The following is a 21176-nucleotide window of genomic DNA, read 5'->3' as shown; positions in this document are numbered from 1 at the left end:
GAAGAAACTTCTAATCTATCCGATTTTATCTGATGAGAAAATCTACGGCCCTGGTGCTGGGCGCTGCGCTGCTGTTGACTTCCGTTTCCTTTACTCCGGCCAAGGGCTGGGAGCCCCTGCTGGACCAAAAGCTGAGCAAGTGGCGCACGTTTCAGAGCTACCGGCACCAAGTAGGCTACCGCGGGCAGGCGCCCACCGATGCCAACGGGCAGGTAATTGCGCCCCTTGGCTACGATAAGAACGAGGCCGACGTCTTCTCCGTGGAAATGCAGGATGGGGAGCCGGTGCTGCGCATCAGCGGGGAAATCTACGGCTGCGTATTCACCAAGCAGGACTACAAGAACTACGACCTCAAGCTTAAAGTGAAGTGGGGCGGCAAGAAGTGGGTGCCCCGCCTCGACGAGCCCCGCGACAGTGGCATCCTCTACAACAGCCAGGGGGAGTGCGGCGTCGACTACTGGAAAAGCTGGATGCTGAGCCAGGAATTTCAGGTGTCGGAGCACCAGAAAGGCAACGCTATGGGCGACTTCTGGTGCATTGCCAACTCGGCGGCCGACATCCGCGCCTCCTTCGACGCCACCCGCGACACGCTCAAGTTTAACCCCAGCGCCGCCCCGGTCACAATGGGCAAGGGCGGCAAGGGCTTCTGCCAAGCGTCGGCCAACTACGAGCTGCCCAACGGGCAGTGGAACGAGCTGGAGCTCATCAACGTGAACGGCAAGAGTATCCACCTGGTCAACGGCCACGTGGTGCTGGCCGTCGATAACTCCTCTTTCGTGGTCAACGGCCAGCGCCAGCCCCTGACCTCGGGCAAGATCCAGCTGCAAAGCGAAGCCGCCGAAGTGTACTACAAGGGCATTATGATCAAGCCCCTGGACGCCATGCCCAAGCAGTACGCCCAGTATTTTAAGTAGGCCGAGTCTGGGCTTTTAACGCCTGAAACCAACTATACCGGCCGCAGACCCTACAGTTCCCGCACCCAGATGTTGCGGAAGCTGACCGGCTCACTCTTGTCGCCGTGGGCCTGGAGCTTGATGGGGGCCGGTCCGTGGGCCTGCTCGTAGCGCGGGGCCCCGATGTAGACCGTGGGGCCGGCCAAAGTCACGTTTTGCTGCACGACCACGCCGTTGAAGAGCACCGTTACGCGGGCCGGGGTCAGTACCGCGCCGTCGGGCTTGAAGGTGGGGGCCGTCCAGAGTACGTCGTAGCTTTGCCACTCGCCGGGCTTGCGGGCGGGATTGGCCAAGGGGATGTGCTGCTTGTAGATGCTGCCGGCCATGCCGTTGGCGTAGGTCTTGTTCTGGTAGGAGTCCAGGATTTGCAGCTCGTAGCCCAGGTCGCCCTTGCCCAACGAAGCCAGGAAGATGCCACTGTTGCCGCGGCCCTGCCCGGTGCCGCTGATGCCGGCCGGCACCCGCCATTCCAGGTGCAATTGGTAGTTCGTAAAAGCCTGCTTGGTTTCGATGTTGCCCGTGGCTTTGTCGACGGTGAGCAGGCCGCCGGCCACTTTCCACCGGGCCGGGGCCGCGCGGTCATCAGCCGATACCCACTGGCTGAGGTCTTTGCCGTTGAAAAGCACTACCGCGTCGGAGGGCGGCGGGGTAAAAACCGGGCTGGCCGTCACGGGTTTGGGCACCGGCTCCCACACTTCGGTGGCTTCGGGCTTGCCGGTTTGCTGGGCCTGGGTCATGGAAGAAAAGCCGAGGAGAAAGGCGGAAAACAGCAGCGGATGGGGCAGCTTCATGCGGGCGGGTTCAGAGCAGAATAAAAGGGGGCAAGATAAGAACGGTGGGCTACACGCTACACGTCGCAGAGCTGCACGGCCTGGCGCAACGAGGCCAGCTTATCGGCCTGGCGGGGCACGAACTCCTGGGCCACGTAGCCCTGGAAGCCGGTAGCCTGAATGGCGCGCATGATGGCCGGGTAGTTGAGCTCCTGCTGGTCGTCGAGCTCGTGGCGGCCGGGCACGCCGGCGGTGTGGTAGTGGGCAATGTACTCGTGGTGCTGAGTCAGGGTGCGAATCACGTCGCCCTCGTTGATCTGCATGTGGTAGATGTCGTAGAGCAGCTTAAAGTGCTCCGAGCTCAGCTTTTGGGCCAGCTCCACGCCCCAGGCGGTATGGTCGCAGTGGTAGTCTTTGTGGTCGATTTTGCTGTTGAGCAGCTCCATGACCAGCACTACCTTATGCTGCTGGGCCAGCTTGAGCAATGGCGCCAGACCCCGCACGCAGTTATCCCAGCCCTTGGCATCCGCGAGGCCCCGGCGGCTGCCGCTAAAGCAAATCAGGTTCTTATAGCCCGCTGCGGCCACGCGCGGTATCATTTCGGCGTACTGCTTCTGCAGGCGGGCGTGAAACTGCGGGTCGTTGAAGCCGTCGGTCAGGTTGATTTCGGCCCCGTTGCACATGGGCGAGTCGAGGCCGTACTTTTTGAGCGTGGGCCAGTCATTGGGCCCGACCAAATCAATGCCCCGGATGCCCATTGCCTTGGCCGCGGCGCAGAGCTGGTCCAGGGGCAACTCCTGAAAGCACCAGCGGCACACCGACTGCTTTATATTGCCCTTGAGCGGCGGGGTTTGGTCGGCCTTTTTATCCTCAGCCGCGCAGGCCCCAGCAGCCAGGCCTAGCGTACTCACGGCCGCTGTGCCCGCCAGCAGCCCTTTCACCGCCGCCCGCCGATTCCAGGTAGCCACGGCCGTTAGTTGGCTTGGGCCAACGTGGGGGCCGCATCCAAGGCCGGGGCCTCGGCGACCTGGGCGGGCTGGGCGCGGTCCTTGAACAGCAGCAGGAACAAGAGCAGTACTACTACGGCAATGCCGGCCGGAATCAGCCAGATCATGCGCCAGTCGTGGGTCGTGGGCGTGGTTTGGTAGGCGTCGAAGATGCGGCCCGAGAGCAGGGTGCCGATGAGCATGCCCACGCCGTAGGTGGCCAGGGTGATGAAGCCCTGGGCCGAGCTTTTGAACCGTTCCCCGGCCAGGTTATCGGTGTAAATCTGGCCCGTGACGAAGAAAAAGTCGTAACAGATGCCGTGCAGCACAATGCCCGCAATGAGCATCCAGTAGCTGCTTTCCGCGTTGCCGTAGGCGAAACACACGTAGCGCAAGACCCAGGCGCCCATGCCTATGGCCAGCATCTTTTTCACGCCCAGCCGGCTAAAGAACACCGGAATCAGGAGCATAAACAGCAGCTCCGATACTTGCCCTAAGCTCTGCACCCCGGCGGCGGCTTTCATGCCCACTTCGTTGAGGAAGGGGTTGGTGAAGCCGTAGTAAAAGGCCAGCGGAATGCAGATGGCAATGGAAGCCAGAAAGAAAATGAGGTAGGAGCGGTTCTTGAGCAGGCCAATGGCGTCGAGGCCCAGCATGTCGCCCAGGGAACTGGCCTGTCCGGTTTTCACGGGCGGGGTGGCCGGCAGCGTGAAGCTGAACACACCCAACAACGCCGAGGCCCCGGCGGCCATCAGGAAGGTGCTTTGCAGGCTGCCGCTTTGCTCCCAGTTGAGCCAGCCGATGGTGAGGCCAGCCACAATCCAGCCCAGGGTGCCCAGTACCCGGATGGTGGCAAACTCCTTCTGCGGGTTCTGCATCTGCCGGAAGGCAATGGAATTCACCAACGCCAGCGTGGGCATGTACAGAATCATGTAGCTCAGGATGTTGGGGTAAAAGGAGCTGAAGTCGGCGGCGGTGGAGGCGTGCCAGAGCAGGGCGGCCCCGGCCAGGTGCAGCACCCCCAGAATCTTCTGGGCCGAGAAAAAACGGTCGGCAATGAGCCCAATGATGAAGGGTGCCACAATAGCCCCGATAGACTGGGTTAAGAAGGCCACGCCCACCTGCGTACCAGTGGCATTCAGGTTACGCAGCAGGTAGGTGCCGAGCGTCACAAACCACGCGCCCCAGATAAAAAACTCCAGAAACATCATGATGGACAGCTTGATGCGGATGGTGGTGTTCATGGGCGGAGGGGGTAAAGCGTAGTTGTTAATTGTCGGTTGTCCGTTGTCCGTTGTTAGGGCTGTCATCCTGAGCAAAGCGAAGGACCTTTCTCCAGGCTCTGAAAAGCCTGCTGCCAACGCTCACACCTTTAATGGAATGAGAAAGTGCGTTGGTATAACCTTCCGTGAGCTCGGGGAGGCAGATCCTTCGCTTTGCTCAGGATAACAGGTATAAGGAAGAGAGCAGCGCACCCTCAGCCTAGCGTTTCTACCGCAAGCTGAGGATGTAGCGGGCCATTTCCTGGGCATCGGCTTCCGACAGACCGGGGTGAGGCGTCATGGCCACGTCGCCCCAGTTGCCCTTGCCGCCTTTGATGATTTTGCCGGCCAGCATCTGCACGTTGGCGTCGTTGCTCGGGTACTTCTCGGCCACGGCTTGGTAGGCGGGACCCAGCAGCTTCTCGTTTTCGCGGTGGCAGCCCATACAGTCGCTGCCCTCGATGAGCTTGGCACCCTTGGCTACGGCCCCGCCCGTGGGCCCGGTCCCGATTTTGGTGGCGCTGGTATCTATCTGGGGCTGGTGGGCCACGGCCGTCACGTTGGCCCCGGTGGTCGAGTCGGTGGCTATGGTTTCCTCGGAGCCGGCCAGGGTGTATTCTTCCTTGGCTTTCTTTTCCGACCCGGAAGAGCAGGCGGCCAGTAGCGCGCCGAGGCTCAGGAACAAAAAGGCTTTTTTCATGATGCTAACGGATGCTTAAAGGCCCAGCAAGGTTTTGTTTTTGGCTTCGTCGATGCCCGAGGCCGCAAAATCGTCGAAGGCCTTGTCGGTGACGCGAATGATGTGGTCTTTGATAAACGTGGCGCCTTCGCAGGCCCCGTCTTCGGGGTGTTTCAGGGCGCATTCCCACTCCAGCACGGCCCAGCCGGGGTAGTCATACTGGGCCAGCTTGCTGAAAATGGCTTTGAAGTCAACCTGCCCGTCGCCGGGGGAACGGAAGCGGCCGGCGCGGTCGGCCCAGCCTTGGTAGCCCCCGTAGACGCCCTGCCGGCCGGTGGGGTTAAACTCGGCATCCTTGACGTGGAAGGCCCGGATCCGCTCGTGGTAAAGGTCGATGTACTCCAGGTAATCCAGGCATTGCAGCACGAAGTGGGAGGGGTCGTAGAGCAGGCAGGCGCGGGGGTGGTGCTGCACCTTGTCGAGGAACATTTCGTAGCTGATGCCGTCGTGCAGGTCCTCGCCGGCGTGCACTTCGTAGCACACGTCCACCCCGCACTCATCGAAGGTGTTCAGAATGGGCAGCCACCGCTTGGCCAGCTCGGTAAAGCCCGTCTCGACCAAACCCGCCGGGCGCTGGGGCCAGGGGTAGACCATGGGCCAGAGCAGGGCCCCGCTAAAGGTGGCGTGGGCCGTCAGCCCCAGATTCTGCGAAGCCTTGGCCGCGTACTTGAGCTGCTGCACGGCCCACTCTTGGCGGGCCTTGGGGTTGCCCCGCAGCGCCTCGGGCGCGAAGCCGTCGAAGAGCGAGTCGTACACGGGGTTTACGGCCACCAGCTGCCCCTGCAGGTGAGTCGACAGCTCGGTGATTTCCAGACCCACGGCCTGCACTTTGCCTTTCAGCTCGTCGGCGTAGGTCTGGCTTTCGGCGGCCAGCTGCAGGTCGATAAAGCGTTTGTCCAGCGTCGGCAGCTGTACCCCCTTGAACCCCATGCCGCTAGCCCACTGGCAGATGCTTTCCAGGCTGTTGAACGGCGGCTCATCACTGATAAACTGGGCCAGAAAAATAGCGGGTCCCTTGATGGTTTTCATGCGCGGCTAGATGGTAAACTCGGTCCACTTCTGTTCGGAGCGGCCCGAGGCAATGACGTTTTCAATGAAGGCCATGCCCCGGACGCCTTCCGCAATGCCGGGGTAGTCCAGGGCTTCGGGCGGGGCCGTAGTGCCGGCCAGGTCGGCCTGCAGGGTCAGGGCGAAGTTGCGGTAGAGGTTGGCAAAGGCTTCGAGGTAGCCTTCGGGGTGGCCGGCCGGGGTGCGGGCGTTGTGGCGGGCAAAGGAGCTGACGTAGCCCGTGCCCGCCCGGCGGATTTCGGTGGGACGGTCGAGCCACTTCACCAGCAGGGTGTTGGCATCGGCCTGCTGCCATTCCAGCCCGCCTTGCTCCCCGTAAACGCGCAGGCGCAGATTGTTTTCTTCTCCGGCCGCTACTTGCGTAGCTACCAATACCCCGCTGGCCCCGCCTGAAAGGCGCAGCAGCACGGCCCCGTCGTCGTCGAGCTGCCGGCCGGGTACTACGGTGTTGATGTCGGCGCAGAGCTGGGTTACGCTCAGGCCAGTCACGTATTCGAGCAGGTTGAAGGCGTGGGTGCCAATGTCGCCCATAGCTCCGGCCACTCCGCTGCGGCTCGGGTCGGTGCGCCAGGCGGCCTGCTTGTTAGCCGAGCCTTCCTCAAAGGTGCTCAGCCAGCCCTGCGGATATTCCACGTAGGCCTTGCGGATGGCGCCCAGCGCCCCGGACGCTACCAGTTGGCGGGCTTCTTTCACCATGGGGTAGCCGGTGTAGGTGTGGGTCAGGCAGAAGCGGGCGGTGCTGGCCTCGGCAACGGCCTGCAATTCCTTGGCCTCGGCCAGGGAAAAGGTCATGGGCTTATCGAGAATGACGTGGAAGCCGTTTTCCAGGGCCAGCTTGGCCGGGCCGAAATGCAGGTGGTTGGGCGTCACGATGGACAAGACCTGCACCCGCTCGTCGGCCGGCAGCTCTTTCTCGCGCCGAATCAGCTCTTCGTAGGAGCCATACACCCGCTCGGGCCGGAGGCCCAGCAACTGCCCGCTGGCCCGGGAGGTGTCGGGGTTGCTGCTGAAGGCCCCGGCTACCAGTTCGTAGAGGCCATCCAGGGCGGCGGCGTGGCGGTGGACTGCCCCGATAAAGGCTCCCTGCCCGCCGCCTATCATTCCCAGTCGTAGTTTCATGTCGTTCAAGTACGCAGATTATCCGCTGATACAAGCGGAGTAGAGACGCAACCTTGCGTCTTACCTTTGCTGCTATTCACAGCGCAGGTTTGTTTAGGGGCTTCGTTCAACGATAAGACGCAAATATGCGTCTCTACCTCGTTTAGGTCGTGGCCCAGGCCCGGTCGCCTTTTTTGTAGGGTACGCAGCCGTCGTACTTGCCGGGTACGGGCAGGTAGCGCAGGGCCTTGGTGCTGCCTACTTCGGAGGTGAAGTAGCCCAGCAAGGTCAGTTCCTTGAGCATGCGGAAGTAGTGGTTGGGCGCTTCCAGGGTTTTGGTTTTGCTGTACTGCTTTTGCTCGGCGTCCAAGGCCGTGAGCAGGGCCGTGCGCTGCTCCGGGGTGCTGGCCAGGAAGCCTTTGCCGTTTTTCTGCTGGCTGGCCTGCTCCAGCTTGGTCAGGCCCTGCAGGAAAATCTGCTGGTCTTCGGGCTTGTAGCAGTCCTTGACCATGACGGCCATGAACGAGCCCACGTCGGCGGCTTTGGCCCCGGGCGTTTTGGTGGTGGGCAGGATGGTTTCGCCCACTTCGTTCAGGTAAGCTACCTGGTCCTGGCTCAGGAAAGGCTTTTCTTTCTTAGCGGCCGTGGTAGCCTTTTTCTCTTTTTCTTCGGAAGGCGAGGAGCAGCTGCTCAAAAAATAGTCACCGCCGATAAGGGTGCCGCCCATGATAAGGGCTACGCGGGTGAGGGCGTCTCTTCTGTTCATCTTCGTACGGATTAGACGTTTTGCTTTTTCAGCTCACTTACCGCGTGGTCGACGGCGCGGGCAGTGAGGGCCATATAGGTCAGGGACGGGTTCTGGCACGCCGAGGAAGTCATGCAGGCCCCGTCGGTGACGTACACGTTGGGCGCGTCCCAGACCTGGTTGTGGGCATTGAGCACCGAGGTTTTCGGGTCGCGGCCCATGCGGGCGGTGCCCATTTCGTGGATGCCCCCGCCCATGGCGTAGCCGTTGTTGTAGGTCTTCACGTTTTTGAGCCCGGCCTTTTCCAGCATTTCCTGGGCGTCCTGCATCATGTCGATGCGCATTTTCTGCTCATTGTCCCGGATACTGGCGTCGAGGGCCAATACGGTCAGGCCCCACTTGTCCTTCTTGGTTTTGTCGAGGAAGGCGCGGTTGTCGTGGTAGGGCAAAGTTTCGCCGAACGCGCCCAGGCCCATGGTCCAGTTGCCGGGTTCCGACAGCGCGTCCTTTAACTCGCCGCCGATGCTCATTTCGGCAATTTCCCGGCTCCAGCCTTCCCGGCCGGCTCCGCCCTGGTAGCCGAAGCCGCGGATGTAGTCGCGCTTGTCGCCAAAGAGGTTGCGGAAGCGGGGCACGTAGATGCCGTTGGCCCGGCGGCCGTACACGTACTTGTCTTCGTAGCCGGGCATCTCGCCGTGGGCCCCGGCCCGGAAGTGGTGGTCCATCAGGTTGTGGCCCAGCTCCCCGCTGCTGCTGCCCAGGCCCTCGGGCCACACGTCGGTGGCCGAGTTCATCAGCACCCAGGCTGAGTTCAGGGTAGAGGCGTTCAGAAACACGATTTTGGCGAAGTACTCGTAGGTCTGGTTGGTTTCCGCATCCAGCACCTCCACGCCCTTGGCCCGCTTGGTATCCTTGTCGTAGAGGATTTTGGTCACAATGGAAAACGGCCGCAGCGTCAGGTTGCCGGTGGCCACGGCGGCGGGCAGACTGGCGGCCTGGGTGCTGTAGTAGGCCCCAAACGGGCAGCCCAGCCAGCACTTGTTGCGGTACTGGCAGTTGGTGCGGTTGTTATGCGCCACGGTGATGTTGGCCGTGCGCCCAATGACCATGTGGCGGTTTTTGAAGTTCTTCTTGATGCGGGCCGCCACGTCCTTTTCCACGCAGTTCATTTCCATGGGCGGCATAAAGTCGCCGTCGGGCAGCTGGGGCAGGCCGTCCCGGTTGCCGCTGATGCCGGCGAATTTCTCCACGTAGCTGTACCAGGGAGCCAGGTCCTTGTAGCGGATGGGCCAATCCACGGCCACGCCGTCCTTGGCGTTGGCCTCGAAGTCGTAGTCGCTCCAGCGGTACGACTGCCGGCCCCACATCAGGCTGCGGCCGCCCACCTGGTAGCCCCGAAACCAGTCGAAGGGCTTGACCTCCACGTAGGGGCTTTCCCGCTCATCAACCCAGAACTCCAGGTTGCTTTCGTTCAGGGTATAGTCGCGCTTGAGCACGGGGTGGTCGGCCATCATCTGCTGGGTTTTGCCCCCGCGGTGGGGCAGCTCCCAGGGCGCCTTGTTGGCATTGACGTAGTCCTTGATGTGCTCCACGTTGCGGCCCCGCTCCAGCAGAATGGTTTTCAGGCCTTTCTCGGTCAATTCCTTGGCAGCCAGGCCGCCCGAAATACCGGAACCAATGACTATAGCGTCGTAGGTATTCTTTTCCATAAAAAGGGTGGGGAATGGTAGGGCGGAATGAGTTGGTTTTTGGTGGGTGGCTTATGGTTTTTGGTAAGTGGGTTACACGAAAGCCAAAAACCAAAAACTATAAACCAACTACCAACTACACCAGGGTGCGCTTGATGTGGGTGATGCTCTTCTGGATGCTGTCGAAGGGGGAGCCGGGCGTCTGGTCCTGCTCGACGAAGAAGTACTTCAGACCGGCTTTATTGGCCTGGGCGAAGATGCGCTTGAAGTCGATGGTGCCGCTGCCGACTTCGGTGAAGTTCTGCTTGGGGGTGTTGTCCATGTCCTTCACGTGCCAGAGCGGGAAGCGGCCGGGGTGCTTGGTGAACAAGGCCACCGGGTCGTGGCCGGCCTTGGTGGCCCAGTACAAATCCAGCTCCATCTGCACTAGTTTAGGGTCGGTGCTGCTGAGCAGCAGGTCGTAGGGCAGCTGCCCGTTCTGGGCCGCGAATTCGAAGTCGTGGTTGTGGTAGCAGAGTTGAATGCCCGCCTTTTTGCTCCGCTCCCCGGCTTTGTTGAGCTGCTCGGCTACGTACTTATAGTGGTCGAGGCCACCACGCTCGGCCTCCGAAAGGTAGGCGCACACCATGTATTTCACGCCGGCCTTGGCGGCATCGTCCACGGCCTTGTCCCAGCCGTGCAGCATGGTGCCTTGCACCGGCTGGCCCTTTTCCGGCTCCTCGCCCAGGCGGTAGTGGCTGCTGGGCATAATCAAGCCGTTCTGCTTGAGGAGCTTGGCAAAGGCGGCTGGCTCCATCCCGTAAAACTTCTGGCTGCCGGTATACGTGGCGCCTTCCACGGCGGTGTAGCCCAGCTTGGCAATGCGTGCCAGCGTGCCGGCCGGGTCTTGCTGCATGGCCTCGCGCACGGTGTAGAGCTGCAGGCCGATGTACTGCTTGGGCGCGGCCAGCAGGGCGGGGGAAATGAAGGCTCCGGCCGATAGCAGGGCGGCGGATTTTACGAAGGCGCGGCGGGTGGTCATAGTTAGAAAGGGTAGAGAAGGGCAGGGGAGAAGACTAGCTCCGACTATGCTCATGACCGCCGCTGAAGCGGCCCGGAGCAGAATAATCGGTTGTGTAGAAGCCGTAAGAATTCTTGCCAGACGTTTCGTATTCGGGCTTCGGCAGAGAAGAAGCGCCCAAAAAGAGACGTACTGTGCCCTAATTTATTCCTCCTAAATCGGAGAAAGCAAGCTTTTGAAAGGTATAAAAACCGGCTTGTTGGCTTCTGGCGACAACTCAATACACTTACTGCACAAGCAGAAGGGTAGCTAGAGTTCCTCCTGCCGCAATTGTTGGGCACTCGGCTGTTCGGGACAAGCAGATAAAAAACATGCGCCCAGCCCTGCCTTGTCGGCACTTAAATGCGGGGAGTTGCCAGTTCAAAGGCTGTGTCGGACGGCGTAGCACACCTGAAGCCGGCTCTGCGCCAAGCAGCCAGCGAGGCTTGAACAAAGTTCTGAACTAGGTCTTTGTCACCAAACCCGGCGCAAAAGCGTTAGGGAATAGCAACCGGCGGGTCTTCCAGGGCTACTCTTGAGCTTACCGCCCCCAACCCTCTAACCGCAGCGCAGCATGGAAACAGTGGAAGTAAACAACCCCGTGACGGCCACCTACGACATTGCCCAGATTATGGGCGGCCTCTACGGCGACGGTATCATTGGCCTGAAAGGGGCCTTCAGCCGCGAATGGGCCCGGCAGCTGGGCGAGGATATTGCCGGGCTCTACCAGGAAGCTCTGCAGCGACCCGGCGGGGCCCTGGGCCGGGGGCCCAAGCGGCACTACGTCGAAATTCATCCCGAAGGCATCCGCGGCTTCGTGGAGCTGGCCACCCACCCCTGGGTGACGACCGTGTGTGAAGCCGTGCTGGGGCCCGACTACAAAATCGTGGAAATCGGCTTCGACGTGCCCAACCCCGGGGCCATGAACCAGCCCTGGCACCGCGACTTTCCCGCCGACGACGACACCATCATCGGGCGCCGGCTCAACTCGTTGGCCTTCAACCTGACCACGGTGGACGTGCTCGAGAACATGGGACCCTTCGAAATTGCGCCCGGCACCCAGTGGGATTTACCCACTGGCTTCGAGCACGGCATGTTTCCGCCCAAAAGCAACAGCCCCCGTTACGAGGCCCGGGCCCAGCGCAAAATGCCCCAGATGGGCGACATCTCCGCCCGCTCGGCCCTGACCATTCACCGCGGCACGGCCAACCACTCCGATACGCCCCGGCCGGCCCTGGTGCTGGGCGTGGATGCGCCCACGGCCCGCAATGCCGAGCGCCACGACCTGCAGTTTACCCGGGCCTACTACGCGGCCCTGCCCGAAAGCCTCAAGCAGCACCTGACCTGCCGCGTCGTCGACCGGCTCGAGCCCATCGTGCAGGCCCACACTATTGAAGGCCTAATGATGGGCGAGGCCTAGTCAGTGCAAAGTTCAAAAAGCTGAAAGCTAGTCTGGTTTATCTTAGCCAAGGAGGGGAACCAGACTAGCTTTAGCTATACTTCCTACTCGCCCATGCCCTTGCCCGACGACCATATTTACCAGCAGGCCCAGCTGGCCCCCATGACGGTGGCCGAAATCAACGAGCTGACCCGGGCCGCCCGGGCCCAGCCGCCCAGCGCCGACCAAACCCACGTGCTGGTGCCCGACGGGGAAGACCCCTGGGTAATCAGCCACGAAGACCAGCTCTACTACTGCACCGTCGATAGGCTCAAGCGCAAAATTCTGGTGGCTCGGTTTTCCCGCCTGCAGGATATGGCCGCGGCCGAGCTGGTGGAGGTGTGGCCCGGCTTGCAGGGCGCCACGCCGGAGTTTGTGGAAATCTGGGCGCCCGAGCTGCAATTCATCGACGGGCAGTGGTACGTGTATTTTGCGCTCTACAATGCCCAACTCGGTCAGGAGCGGCTCTATGCCCTGCAAGGTGTTTCCGCCGACCCGCAGGGCGCCTATGAATTCAAAGGCAAGCTGGAAGTGCCCACCGACCGTTGGGCCATCGACGGGACCGTGCTCCACCTCGACGACGGGCAACTCTACTTTCTCTGGTCGGGGTGGGAGAGCTTTACCAACGTGAGCCAGAATATTTACATAGCCCGCCTCAGCAACCCCTGGACCATCAGCTCCGATAGGGTCTGCATCTCGCGGCCCGAGCACGACTGGGAACAGCGGGGCTACCCCCACGTGAACGAAGGCCCGCAGGTGCTGCAGCGCCAGGGCCGCACCTTCATTATCTACTCGGCCTCGGGCAGCTGGACCGACGACTACTGCCTGGGCCAGCTCACCTACCTCGGCGGCGACCCGCTCGAGCCCGCCGCCTGGCGCAAGGAGCCCCGGTCGGTGTTTGCCAAAACCAGTACCATCTTCGGTCCCGGCCACGCTTCCTTCGTGGAACTCGGGGGCCAGGACTACATCATCTACCACGCTGCCCGCCGCAGCCAGGCCGGCTGGGCCCGCCAGATTCGCTACAAGCCTTTCACCTGGCACGAAGACGGCTCCCCTCACTTTGGCGAGCCGCTCTAGCTCCCGGTCAAACAGCGTGTCAGTCAAGCTTCAGCGGCGGACCTACCACTTTCATGTCGCAGGCGGCAAAAAGCTCGGTTACCTGCTGCGCGGTGGGCTCGGTTTTGAGGGCGGCCATGGCCACGAAAAAATCCTCCAGCTTACCGGCCGGCTGCAGGGTCACCAGCATCTTGCCCCGGGTACTCACCTGGGTCCAGGCGTGGGGTACTTGCCGGGGTAGAAAGATAGAGTCGCCGGTAATGAGGCGGTACTTGTCGTCGCCGACCAGAAAGGCGTATTCCCCATCAAGCACCGTAAACACTTCGTCCTGATTGGGGTGCACGTGCAGGGGCGTACCGCGCCCCGGCGAGAGGCTGGTTTGCTCGAAAATAGCCAGGTCGCCGTTGGTGTCCTTGCCCGATATTTTCACGTCGAGCAGGTTGTGGTTCACGCCTTTGAGCACCATGTGTCCATGGTACCGGCCTTCCCCGGCGTTTATTTTAAATCCTTTCGGGCCCCGGTCGGCCCAGCGCGGGGTGGGGAAGGAGGCCGCAAGGGGCAGGACGGCCAGCGTGGTGCGGACGAAAGTGCGGCGCTGCATAGCCATATAGGGTTAGAGGTGAAGCCAATAGCGGCAGGCTTTCTTAAATATAGTAATTATAAGGTGTATGGAGAGCTGGCAGTGCGAAGTGGAAACACGATTCTGCAGCTGCCGTCGTTGCCTGCTTGGTACTAGTGGCCCCCTTGCCGACCGATTCCTGTAGCGTCCCAGACTTCCAAAAAGCGCGTTGTGTTATTGGGTGACGGTAATAGGTTGGTCTACCGTGGAATAGAGTGCCAGAACAGCCTGGGCCTCCTGCCTGGATAGAACCTTCAGGCTTGCATCGGCTAGTACTTTCTCAGTAGGCATCATGGACCGCATCAAAAGCAACGAATACACTTCCTTCTTGGCTGCGAGGTGGAGTGGCCGGTGCTGGTTGGCGAGGTACTTTTCGTATGCTTCGGCCATCGAAAGCCAGACAGCAATTTCTCGGTCAGGATGCTGGTCCCGCTTAAAATCAGTGAGTGTTTCTTCTAAGCTGACAGGGTAAACTTCCTCGAAAGTGGCCTGGATTTTCGTGATTTTCTCAACTTGAGCTGCTGTGAGCGAATCGTGCCTTACCGGACTCGGTTGGAGGTTTTTTGAATCAACAAATGGGCTGGTTCCCTGATTATTGGCATCGGAGCCGCAGGAAGCCAAGGTAAAGGCAACAAGCCCGGACAATAACAGATTTTTCATACAGCTAAGCTATACCAGACAACCTAGTAGGTTGGTCGCAGTGGATGGCCAGAAACTTTTCATGGGTGTAAATTAAGCAGGCCTCCTTACCGCGTCGGCCCTTGGTCCACTTGTGCTTCCAGCCGGGCCTGCACATCCACGGGCAGCCTGCTGAGCAGATCCAGGCCCGTGGCGTTTTCGATGGCGTCAACGGACACGCGGTACTGGCTCCAGTCGGCGCCGACGCTGTTGTCGTTGGGGGTATCCACGGCCAGAACGCGGGCTTGGGTAGGAATGCGGGCCAAATCATCCGAGCCTTCGGGCAGAATCACCAGCACCTTCCAAACCCGGGCCGGTACGGTCACCCGGCCGCCGTCCAGGGTGGTCATAAAGCCCTTGGCCCCGGTGCCGCCCTTGCCGTAGCTGCCCATGATGACGTAGATTTCCTGGCCCCGGCTTACCTGCTGGCGGCCCCACTCCTCGAGGCTGCTCCAGGTGCGCTGGTTGTTGTTGGGCGCCTGCGGAATCATGTTGGTCATCAGAAACGTGGCCGAGTTGTCGTCCAGCGTGGCGGTGCGGTCGGCCGAGGGGCAGTTATGGCCCTTGTCGAAGCCCGAGCCCGAGTAGCTGCGCGGCGTCACGGCGTACATGCCCCGGGGCAGGGCCGGGTCGGGCCGGAAGTCGTCCTGACGCGGGGCCTCGCCCATCCAGGCCCGGTTCAGGTGCCAGCTCACCCAGGTCGGTATGCCCCGGCCGGCATGGTAGCCCACGGCAAACTGGGGCTTGGTGAGCAGGTAGTTGTTCAGGCTGCTGGTGCCGGCCCCGCTGGGGTTGCCCAGGGCCAGGTGGTCGTCCTGACTGGTAACCACGGCCGTAGCCTGGCGGGTGATAGCGGGCGGCAGGGAGGTGCCGCTCGGCGCCGGCCGGCTACTCGAAGAAGCCGGGGAAGCCGGGTTGCCGGCCACGAGGCCGCCCGTCGTTTCCAGGCGGATATCGTCAATATTGAGCCGGCCGCTGCCGCTCGTTTTGCGGATTTCCAGCCGCAGGCGCGAGGTAGTGCCCCCACTAAAGGTATTCACGGCCAACCGCGGCCCCTGCGTAGTAACCGGCTGCCCGATGCGGCGAAACGTTCGGCCCCCGTCCACGCTGCCCCACAGCTCCCAGGTGCTGGCCGCATCCGAGCCGTAGGCGGCGGCACTGATGCGGATGCTGCGCACCCCGGCCGGGGCATCGAAGTTCATGCGCAGCCGGCCCTGGTTGCGCAGGCGGGCCGCGTGCTGCCCGCTCTTATGGTCTTCGTCGGCTGAGCCAATCAGGGCATCTTCGAAGTGCCAGGAGCCGGTTTCCAGGGTTTCATCGGCCGTGGAGTAGGCGCCCTTGCTGCCTGCTTCAAACGTTTCTGTCAGGCCGCGGCCCACCGCCTGGGCCGGGCCAGCTGTTTCCACCGGAATAGCCGGGGGGCCCTCCGGCAGGGCCGTGCGGGTGGTTTCGGGAGATGACTGGGAGCAGGCCAGCAGGGCCGCGGGCAGAAGATACAGGAGGCGAGACATAGCGCGAAGGTAGTAGATCTAGCCCAGGCAGCCGACTAGCTGTTGCCCGGCGGCAACAGCCGTTGTAAGGCCGCAATTTCCAAGTCCAGGGCCTGAATTCGGGCGTCGAGTTGGGCTTGGGGCACGGCCCCAAAGCGGGTGAGCTTCCAGCGGGCATCGGCCAGCAAGTCGGTGTACCAGCGCCGGTCCCGGGCGTCGGGGTCGGGGCTGCCCTCGGGGGGCGGTGGGGGCAGGGCCGCCAGCAGGGGCGTCAGCACCACGATGCGACGGCGAAAGGGCAGGGCCTGCTGCCGGAGCTTTTCCAGTTGGTAGCGGGCGGTGTCGGCTTCGTGCTGGCACTGGCGCAGGCGCTGACGCACGTCCTCCAGGCCCGGCGCCGCATCTGGGTGCTGCGGGTTGGTTTCTACGTCGGCCAGGGGCGGGGCAGTGCTCACCCCACCGCCCGCCGAGTGCAGCAGCGTGAGCATCGGGGCCAGCCGAATCAGGGCCGGGGTGGGCAAGTGGCGGCGGTTAATTTCGACCTGAGCCAGCAGGTCGCGTGAAATGCGCAAATGCTCGGCCAGCTCCAGCTGCGTCAGCCCCAGCAATTGCCGCAAATTTCCCTCGCTTGATAGGTTGGCCATATGCTTCATTATCCGACACATACTAACTGCCGGAGTCAAATACCGGCTTGTCACAGCATACGGGAATAATGCCGGATTTGTGACACACCACGTCACAAACTTGCCTGTCACATTCCGGATTGTGACTCTAACTTATGTGACACTATATGTCACAAGTTTTAATAATTGCTTATCAAATGTGACAATAACCTTTGCTACCCGCTTAGTGTGATTGCGCGGCAACGGGGCGCAGCAAATCGGGTCATTGTGGCCTACCTTGCTGCCCGGTTCTTCCCCACAAGTATACATGACCCCAACCTCTACTCCCAAATTGCTTTTTCTGGCGGCTGGCTGCGCCGCGGCCCTGTGGCTGGGCAGCTGCGACTCGGGTCAGCACGCCGGCTCGGCCGAAACGCCTACCGCCGATGCCAACTTCGAGCGGTTCAAAACCCAGTTCATTGATTCGCTCTGGTACTACAACCCCGAGTGGGCCAGCGGGCAGGGCTACCACCGCTACGATTCCCTGCTGGTAGTGCCCAACGCGGCCCACCGGCAGGTCGAAGCCAAGGAGCAGGCCCGGGTGCGCAAGCAGCTCGGCACCTTCCCGGTCGGGGAGCTGTCGGTAAACAACCAGACCGATTTTCGCCTGATTGAGAACTACCTGAACAGCTCCCGCTTTTATGCCGACACGCTGCGGGAGTGGCAGTGGAACCCGGCGGGCTACAACCTGGGCTCGTCGGTAGCCGAAATTCTGAACGGCCGCTACCAGCCCCTGGACCGTCGCCTGCGCAGTATCTCGCTCAAGATTTCGCGGGCGGCCGACTATTACGCCGCCGCCGAAGACAATATTCAAAAGCCCACGCGGGAGCATACCGAGCTGGCCATTCGGCAGAACCAGGGCGCTCTGGGCGTTTTTGGGCCGGCCCTGCTCGACTCTATTAACCGCTCGGGCCTGTCGGAACGGGAGAAGAAGGACTTCCGCGACCGGATAGCCACTACCCGGCTGGTGATGGAAAACTACATCCGCTTCCTGCGGGAAGAGGTGCTGCCGGCCGGCCAATTCCGCAGCTTCCGCCTGGGTAAGACCCTCTACGACCGAAAGTTTTACTACGACATTCAAAGCAGCTACTCGGCCGACCAGGTCTACCAAAAGGCCCAGCAGCACAAGCAGGAGCTGCTGCGCGATATGAAAAAGCGGGCCGCCCGGCTCTGGCCCAAGTACTTTGCCGGCCAGTCCCAGCCTGCCGATTCGTTGGCCGCGGTGCAGCAGGTTATCAGCCGACTTTCCCAGAACCACGCCACCCAGGCCGGGTTTGTGGCCGCGGTGAAAGCCCAGATTCCGACCTTGGTCAAGTTTGTCAACGACCAGAAGCTGCTGACCCAGGACCCGACCAAGCCGCTGGTGGTGCGCGAAACCCCGCCCTACATGCGCGGTAGTGGGGCCGGCGCCTCGGTATCGGCCCCGGGCCCCTACGACAAGGCCGCCGACACCTACTATAACGTGGAGCCCCTGGATGGGCAGCCCGCCGAGCAGGCCCAGAGCTACCTGCGCGAGTACAACGAGTACACCCTGCAGATTCTCAATATTCACGAGGCTATTCCCGGGCACTACACCCAGCTGGTGTACGCCAACCGCTCGCCCTCGCTCATTAAGTCCATCTTCGGCAACGGGGCCATGATTGAGGGCTGGGCCGTGTACGCCGAGCGCCTGATGCTGGAAAGCGGCTACGGCGGCAACAGCGACGAAATGTGGCTGATGTGGGACAAGTGGAACATGCGCGTGACCCTGAACGCCATTATCGACCACGAAATCCAGGTCAACAATGCCTCCGAAGCCAGCATCGTGGCCCTGCTCACCCGCGACGGGTTCCAGGAGCAGTCGGAGGCGACCAACAAATGGCGGCGCGCGACGCTGAGCCAGGTGCAGCTGGCGAGCTATTTCACAGGCTACACCGAAATCTACGACCTGCGCCAGGAGCTCAGGCAGCAGCAGGGCAGCCGGTTTGACTTGAAGGCTTTCAATGAGCAGTTCTTAAGCTACGGCAGTGCCCCGGTGCGCTACATCCGGAACATGATGCTCCAGAAATCGTAAGCGGGTAGCACCAGAATTCAGCTGCCAAGCCGCCCCGGTTGGAATTTCCGGGGCGGCTTTTGTTGTCTGCGTGCTGACCTTGCCCGCCCCCGTACTACCCATCTAGCCCAACTACTGCCCCTTATGCAAGAAGCCGACCGCCAGCGCATCTATGATACCAACGACGAAGGTCTGCGCCGCTACACCCACGACCATATGAAGGTGTTTGCCAAGTTTACCTCAGACAACTGCGCCGTCTGTGAGCAGCTGGCGCCGCCTTTCAGCAAATTTGCCGACGACAAGCCCTACGAAACTATCTTGTTTCTGCGCCTGGCCTCGGAGGAAAGCCCCGTGGCCAAGAAGCTGATGCAGCAGAAAGTAGCTCCGTTCTTTGTCAGCTACTGCCAGGGCAAGGTACTGGAGTGCGACACGCTCACCACCGAAGCCGAGGTGCATGGTATGCTGGAGCGGCTGCGCGAGTTTTTGCCTCAAAACAACTAGTCCGGCCGCGGGTAGAGCCGGGCACAGGGGCCGCGCCACCTGTTTTCTGCGCTGGTTTCTTCCTTGGTAGGGGCAGTTGTCCGGTAATTTGCCCTAGTTTCGCCGCCGTGTTTTTTCTTGCCTCCAAAATTCTGCCGTTTGTGCTGCAGCCCGCCGTGTGGCTGCTGGCCCTGCTGGCTGCCGCCTTGCTCAGCCGCCGGCACCCCCGGCGCCAGCGCGGCTTTCTGCTGGCCGCCCTGGGGCTGGCCTTTATTGGTACCAATGCCGGCTTAGCCAACGAGGCCTACCTGGCCTGGGAAATGCCCGCCGTACGCCTAAGCAGCGTGGCTCCCCACGACGCGGGGGTACTGCTGAGCGGTATTACCCAAACGGCCAAGTCGCCCCACGACCGGGTATATCTGGGCGAGGGGGCCGACCGGCTTACCAACGCCCTGTGGCTCTACCGGGCCGGGCGCATCAAGTATATCATTGTCAGCGGCGGGTCGGGGTCGGTGCGGCAGGTCGCCCATACCGAAGCCCACGACCTGGCCACCCTGCTGCGGCTGGCGGGCGTGCCGCGCCAGCGTATCCTGCTGGAGGAGCAAAGCCGCAATACCCGCGAAAATGCCCTGAACACCAAGGCCCTGCTGGCTCGCCACCCCGATATTAAGAGCATCGTGCTGGTTACCTCGGCCTTTCACCAGCGCCGGGCCCTGGGCTGCTTCACCAAGGTGGGCTTCCGGCCTACGCCTTTCCCTGCCGATTACCGCTCTTCCAACCCGCTACGCCTCACCATCAGCTACTGGCTGCCCGATGCCAGTGCCTTCGGCCGCTGGAGCCACCTGGTCCACGAAATCACCGGCTACCTGACTTACAAGCTGCTGGGATATTGTTAAGCTGGGCAGCACCTTCCCCACCTTACAAAAGCCTATTCCACTTTTTTCTTCGCTACCGGCGCTTCGCCGGCTACCCAAATGCTTTTTTGGTTGACAAACTCGCGGATGCCCAGGTAGGACAGCTCCCGGCCGTAGCCCGACTTTTTAACGCCACCGAAGGGCATTTCCGGCGACGACTTGACCATGGCATTCACAAACACTGCTCCCGACTCGATGCGGCGGGCCAGGGCTTCGCCCCGCTGCTGGTCCCGGGTCCAGATAGAGGCGCCCAGGCCGAAGCGCGAGTCGTTGGCTAGGCGCACGGCATCGGCTTCGTCGCGGGCTTCGAAAATGAGGGCCACGGGCCCGAACAGCTCCTCGTAGTAGGCGGGCTGCCCGGGCTTCACGTTGGCAAGGATCATGGGCCGGAACAGGGCGGTACCGGGCTTGCTCTGGCCCCCAAACAGCTCCACCCGGGCCCCGGCTTGCACCGAGTCCTCGACTTGCTTGGTCAGTTCGTCGGCCAGGTCGGGGCGGGCCAGGGGGCCGTACTGGGTAGCTTCGTCGAGTGGGTCGCCGGTGCGCAAGGCCAGCAGGTGGGTTTTGAGCTGGTTCACAAAGGGCTTCACCACCGACTTCTCCACGATAAAGCGCTTGGCCGCAATGCAGCTCTGCCCCGAGTTGACCATGCGGGCTTGGGCCGCGGTTTTGGCGGCCAGCTCCAGGTCGGCGTCGGCCAGCACGATAAACGGGTCGGAGCCGCCCAGCTCGAGTACCGTTTTCTTGATCTGGGCCCCGGCCGTAGCCGCCACCTGGGAGCCGGCCAGCTCACTGCCCGTCAGCGTGGCGGCTTTCACCCGGTCGTCCTGCAGCAGCTTTTCCACCAGGTCCGAGCCAATGAGCAAAGTGCGGAAGGTAGCGGGAGGGAAGCCCGCGTCGTGGAAGACGCTTTCCAGGGCCAGGGCGCACTGCGGTACGTTGGAGGCGTGCTTTAAGAGCCCCACGTTGCCGGCCATCAGGGCCGGGGCGGCGAAGCGGATAACCTGCCAGAACGGGAAGTTCCAGGGCATAATGGCCAGCACCACGCCCAAGGGCTCGTGGGCAATAAAGCTGCGGCGGGCCTCGGTCTTGATTTCCTCGTCGCGCAGGAATTCTTCGGCGTGGTCGGCGTAGTAGTCGCAGGTCAGGGCGCACTTCTGGATTTCGGCCCGGCCGTCGGTTACGGGCTTGCCCATTTCCAGGGCCATGAGGCGGGCCAGTTCCTCCTGCCGCTGGCGCAGCAGGTCGGCGGCGCGGTGCATCAGGCGGCTTCGTTCGGCAAAAGTCGAGTCCCGCCACGAAACCGCCGCGCGGGCGGCCTGGGCCAGAATACGCTCGGTTTTGGGCCAGGAAAAGGCCCGGAAGCGCCGGAGCACTTTGCCGGTGTAAGGGTTAAAAGACTCAATAGCCATCAAAAAAGGAAAAAAGAGCGGAGAATTATCGAAAACAAGTAAGTAAC

Annotated in this window: 20 protein-coding genes; 6 read left to right on the top strand and 14 right to left on the bottom strand. The window is 61.9% G+C overall.

The window, feature by feature from the left end; all coding sequences use genetic code 11:
- The first annotated feature begins 32 nt into the window (after positions 1-32).
- Positions 33-914: a 3-keto-disaccharide hydrolase gene (locus E5K02_RS05610; RefSeq protein ID WP_135392886.1), complete on the top strand. Its 882-nt coding sequence runs from the start codon at positions 33-35 to the stop codon at positions 912-914.
- Between the two features lie 50 nt (positions 915-964).
- Here E5K02_RS05610 and E5K02_RS05605 read toward each other — a convergent pair whose 3' ends face one another.
- The 9 genes from E5K02_RS05605 to E5K02_RS05565 all read right to left on the bottom strand — a co-directional run bounded on the left by E5K02_RS05605 (position 965) and on the right by E5K02_RS05565 (position 10330).
- Positions 965-1744: a 3-keto-disaccharide hydrolase gene (locus E5K02_RS05605; protein ID WP_135392884.1), complete on the bottom strand. Its 780-nt coding sequence runs from the start codon at positions 1742-1744 to the stop codon at positions 965-967.
- A gap of 56 nt (positions 1745-1800) precedes the next feature.
- Positions 1801-2691, bottom strand: coding sequence for a hydroxypyruvate isomerase family protein (locus tag E5K02_RS05600; RefSeq protein WP_135392882.1), 891 nt, complete (start codon positions 2689-2691; stop codon positions 1801-1803).
- 5 nt (positions 2692-2696) lie between these two features.
- Positions 2697-3953, bottom strand: coding sequence for a nucleoside permease (locus E5K02_RS05595; protein ID WP_135392880.1), 1257 nt, complete (start codon positions 3951-3953; stop codon positions 2697-2699).
- 247 nt (positions 3954-4200) lie between these two features.
- On the bottom strand, positions 4201-4671 hold the full coding sequence (locus E5K02_RS05590; RefSeq protein WP_135392878.1) for a c-type cytochrome: 471 nt from the start codon (positions 4669-4671) through the stop codon (positions 4201-4203).
- Between the two features lie 15 nt (positions 4672-4686).
- Positions 4687-5739 (bottom strand): sugar phosphate isomerase/epimerase family protein, encoded by a 1053-nt coding sequence (locus E5K02_RS05585; RefSeq protein WP_135392876.1) that lies wholly within the window; start codon positions 5737-5739, stop codon positions 4687-4689.
- A 6-nt stretch (positions 5740-5745) separates the two neighbouring features.
- Positions 5746-6897, bottom strand: coding sequence for a Gfo/Idh/MocA family protein (locus E5K02_RS05580; protein ID WP_206025923.1), 1152 nt, complete (start codon positions 6895-6897; stop codon positions 5746-5748).
- Positions 6898-7039: 142 nt separating this feature from the next.
- Positions 7040-7642 (bottom strand): gluconate 2-dehydrogenase subunit 3 family protein, encoded by a 603-nt coding sequence (locus tag E5K02_RS05575; RefSeq protein ID WP_135392874.1) that lies wholly within the window; start codon positions 7640-7642, stop codon positions 7040-7042.
- 11 nt (positions 7643-7653) lie between these two features.
- Positions 7654-9330: a GMC oxidoreductase gene (locus tag E5K02_RS05570; RefSeq protein ID WP_135392872.1), complete on the bottom strand. Its 1677-nt coding sequence runs from the start codon at positions 9328-9330 to the stop codon at positions 7654-7656.
- Positions 9331-9445: 115 nt separating this feature from the next.
- Positions 9446-10330 (bottom strand): sugar phosphate isomerase/epimerase family protein, encoded by an 885-nt coding sequence (locus E5K02_RS05565; RefSeq protein WP_135392870.1) that lies wholly within the window; start codon positions 10328-10330, stop codon positions 9446-9448.
- A 592-nt stretch (positions 10331-10922) separates the two neighbouring features.
- Between E5K02_RS05565 and E5K02_RS05560 the strand changes: the two genes are divergently transcribed.
- Positions 10923-11768, top strand: a complete 846-nt coding sequence (locus E5K02_RS05560; RefSeq protein WP_135392868.1) for a phytanoyl-CoA dioxygenase family protein — start codon at positions 10923-10925, stop codon at positions 11766-11768.
- 93 nt (positions 11769-11861) lie between these two features.
- The gene (locus tag E5K02_RS05555; RefSeq protein ID WP_135392866.1) at positions 11862-12863 is read left to right on the top strand and encodes a glycoside hydrolase family 43 protein; all 1002 of its coding nucleotides are present in this window, start codon (positions 11862-11864) and stop codon (positions 12861-12863) included.
- A gap of 19 nt (positions 12864-12882) precedes the next feature.
- Here the strand turns inward: E5K02_RS05555 and E5K02_RS05550 are convergent, their stop codons facing one another.
- From E5K02_RS05550 to E5K02_RS05535, 4 genes are all read right to left on the bottom strand, one after another.
- Positions 12883-13443 carry a cupin domain-containing protein gene (locus tag E5K02_RS05550; RefSeq protein WP_135392864.1) on the bottom strand — a complete coding sequence of 187 codons (561 nt, stop codon included), beginning with the start codon at positions 13441-13443 and terminating at the stop codon, positions 12883-12885.
- A gap of 192 nt (positions 13444-13635) precedes the next feature.
- Complete coding sequence (locus E5K02_RS05545; protein WP_135392863.1) at positions 13636-14121, bottom strand: hypothetical protein; 486 nt, start codon at positions 14119-14121, stop codon at positions 13636-13638.
- An 86-nt stretch (positions 14122-14207) separates the two neighbouring features.
- Complete coding sequence (locus E5K02_RS05540; RefSeq protein WP_135392862.1) at positions 14208-15650, bottom strand: DNA/RNA non-specific endonuclease; 1443 nt, start codon at positions 15648-15650, stop codon at positions 14208-14210.
- A 35-nt stretch (positions 15651-15685) separates the two neighbouring features.
- Positions 15686-16273 carry a helix-turn-helix domain-containing protein gene (locus E5K02_RS05535; protein WP_135392861.1) on the bottom strand — a complete coding sequence of 196 codons (588 nt, stop codon included), beginning with the start codon at positions 16271-16273 and terminating at the stop codon, positions 15686-15688.
- A 286-nt stretch (positions 16274-16559) separates the two neighbouring features.
- On the opposite strand from E5K02_RS05535, the gene E5K02_RS05530 reads away from it, so the two are divergent.
- From E5K02_RS05530 to E5K02_RS05520, 3 genes are all read left to right on the top strand, one after another.
- Positions 16560-18344, top strand: a complete 1785-nt coding sequence (locus E5K02_RS05530; RefSeq protein ID WP_135392860.1) for a DUF885 domain-containing protein — start codon at positions 16560-16562, stop codon at positions 18342-18344.
- Between the two features lie 123 nt (positions 18345-18467).
- Positions 18468-18824 (top strand): thioredoxin domain-containing protein, encoded by a 357-nt coding sequence (locus E5K02_RS05525; protein ID WP_135392859.1) that lies wholly within the window; start codon positions 18468-18470, stop codon positions 18822-18824.
- A 107-nt stretch (positions 18825-18931) separates the two neighbouring features.
- Entirely contained in the window at positions 18932-19699 is a 768-nt protein-coding gene (locus tag E5K02_RS05520; RefSeq protein ID WP_135392858.1) for a YdcF family protein, read from the top strand.
- A 32-nt stretch (positions 19700-19731) separates the two neighbouring features.
- Here the strand turns inward: E5K02_RS05520 and E5K02_RS05515 are convergent, their stop codons facing one another.
- Positions 19732-21129 (bottom strand): NAD-dependent succinate-semialdehyde dehydrogenase, encoded by a 1398-nt coding sequence (locus E5K02_RS05515; protein WP_135392857.1) that lies wholly within the window; start codon positions 21127-21129, stop codon positions 19732-19734.
- Between the last annotated feature and the right edge of the window lie 47 nt (positions 21130-21176).

Origin of the sequence: Hymenobacter metallicola (assembly GCF_004745645.1) — a bacterium.
GTDB lineage: Bacteria > Bacteroidota > Bacteroidia > Cytophagales > Hymenobacteraceae > Hymenobacter > Hymenobacter metallicola.
This window is presented reverse-complemented; position numbering and strand designations above follow the sequence as displayed.